General features: G+C 34.0%; 3 protein-coding genes. 1 reads left to right on the forward strand and 2 read right to left on the reverse strand.

What is annotated here, in order from left to right:
• Positions 1-592 (forward strand): WbqC family protein (locus VKY47_RS12405; RefSeq protein WP_324313130.1); only part of this gene is annotated, 592 nt, incomplete at its 5' end.
• Between the two features lie 248 nt (positions 593-840).
• Here the strand turns inward: VKY47_RS12405 and VKY47_RS12410 are convergent.
• Both VKY47_RS12410 and VKY47_RS12415 read right to left on the reverse strand, forming a co-directional pair.
• Entirely contained in the window at positions 841-1,857 is a 1,017-nt protein-coding gene (locus tag VKY47_RS12410) for an endonuclease/exonuclease/phosphatase family protein (protein ID WP_324313131.1), read from the reverse strand.
• 4 nt (positions 1,858-1,861) lie between these two features.
• Positions 1,862-2,174, reverse strand: a 313-nt coding sequence (locus VKY47_RS12415; RefSeq protein WP_324313132.1) for a DUF6576 domain-containing protein, incomplete at its 5' end; no start/stop codon positions are given.

Consider the following 2,174-nt stretch of genomic DNA (forward strand, 5'->3'; position numbering starts at 1 on the left):
TTCCATTGAGCAAATGGCACATATCGCACAATCTGAAAAGGTGATTTGGGAAGTTGAAGACAACTATCAAAAACAAACATACAGAAACCGAGCATATATAGCCCATAGCAACGGAAAGCTTCTGCTTAACATTCCTATAAAACACAATAAGAAGGGAATTCGGCAACAAACAAAAGACGTTAAAGTGGAAAATGACTTCCCGTGGCAAGATCATCATTGGAAGAGTCTTCAAAGTGCCTATCGAACCTCTCCTTTTTTTGAATACTATGAAGATGATTTAGCCCCTCTATTTCTAGAGCCTACTGAGTTTCTTATGACCCACAACCTTAACACTTTTGAAGTCCTTTGTGATTTGATTGGTTTAGAAGTAGAAACCTCAAAAACCACACGCTTTGAACGAGAACCTGAAATTAAAGATTTAAGAATCCTCATAAACGCTAAAAGGAAGCCTGAATATACAACCAAGCCATATACTCAAGTATTAGAAGCAAATCATGGTTTTTTACCCAATCTTTCAATTTTAGATTTGTTGTTTAACGAAGGCCCCAACACATTAAGCTATCTAGAAGCAGCAGCTGTAGATAGAGTTTAGTTGTATTTGCCGAGAAACGATCTAAGAAACTTTTCGCTACTACAAGCTCAAGGAATTTAACTTTTACAATCTAAAAGGTAAAAGAAGCTATGACGTTTTTGACTTTGGCACTAAATTGAATAAAAAACACGTTAAAGCAACTACCCGAAAATGCTTTCATAATTTTACATACAGAGAGCGTCAAATTTTATTGGAAAACTCTGAAAGTGTGATAGATTTTTTAACCTAGGATAATTTCCAATTACTATTTACCAACCGACAGTAGTATGGATAGCGTTGTGATCTGAAAATGTCTTGCTAAAAGTATCAAAAGACAGTATATTGAATTTTGGTGATGCCAAAATATAATCGATCCGAAGTGGAAAGCCATCAAACCAAAAGGTTGTTCCCAAGCCATTACCGCGCACTTTGAATGCATCTTGCATACCTTCATTTAGCTTTCTATACGTATAAGAAAAAGGAGTGTTATTAAAATCACCACAAAGAATTACTGGGTACTTTGATTTAGATTTATGTGATAAAACTGAGTAAACCTGAGACTCTTGCTTTTTAAAGTTAGAAGAAACACGTCTAAGAAGCTTCTCTTTGTCCGATTCTTGTAGAAATTGTATATCTGGTATAATCCCAAACGACTGCAAGTGGAGATTATACACTCGAATAGTATCCTTACCTTTTACAACATCTGCATATAACACATTATTTCCAGAGCCTTTAAAATCGAATGCTCCTTTATTTATTATTGGGAACTTTGAAAATATAGCATGGCCAAGGTTTGCTCGATTGTTTTTAAAGTGAACATGTTGATGCGGATATTTTGAAAAATCTATTTTATGCTTTTTTGAATACTCCTGAATAAAAATAATATCAGAATTTGTTTTAGTTACTATTTCTGAAAATATCGCTTTCACATCGCCATGAGACTTTTTCTCATAAGCATTAAAAAGTCGTACGTTATAGGAAAGTATGGAAAGTGTGTTTTTATATTCAGCAGGATTTCCCTCCGAAGACACTTGGAAAAAACCGTTAAAGTGAATAAACGAAATAACGAGCACTATTGCAGAAAGTATAAACCTTCTATTAAATAGAAACACCCAATATATTACAAATAGAATATTAACAATAATCAGTACTGGAACTGCTAAACTCAGTATAGACACAACTGGAAATCGGCTAGGTGGCAGATAAGGAAGCACAAATGAAACACCTAAAACAAGTGCTGCAAATAGATTTAGCAAAAAGACAACGCTACGAAAAAATTTCCTCATTGTTTTAATCTTCTTTTCCTGCTTTAAAAAGATAGTCTTTTTCGGCTTTTGTTAGACTTTCATAACTGCTTTTACCAATTTTATCTAAGATAGAATCGATTTTCTTTTGATGCTCTGTTTTAGAGGCTTTAGGAGGTTTAGCTGTTGTTTTTTTATTTCTATGTACTGTTTTAAAAGGCTTTTTAGATCGAGGTTTAAAGATATTGGCTATTGAGTCCATAATATTTTCAAACCACTTTCCTATGTCGTTTCCTTTTGCCAATTGTACTGCATAAACATATCCAAATATTCCACCCCCAACATGCGCTAGAAGTCCG

It is taken from the genome of Xanthomarina sp. (assembly GCF_035306705.1).
Classification (GTDB): Bacteria; Bacteroidota; Bacteroidia; order Flavobacteriales; family Flavobacteriaceae; genus Xanthomarina.

Excerpts from the sequence above, each read along its gene's own strand:
- VKY47_RS12410 (WP_324313131.1), bottom strand. The coding sequence starts at position 1,857 with ATGAGGAAATTTTTTCGTAGCGTTGTCTTTTTGCTAAATCTATTTGCA.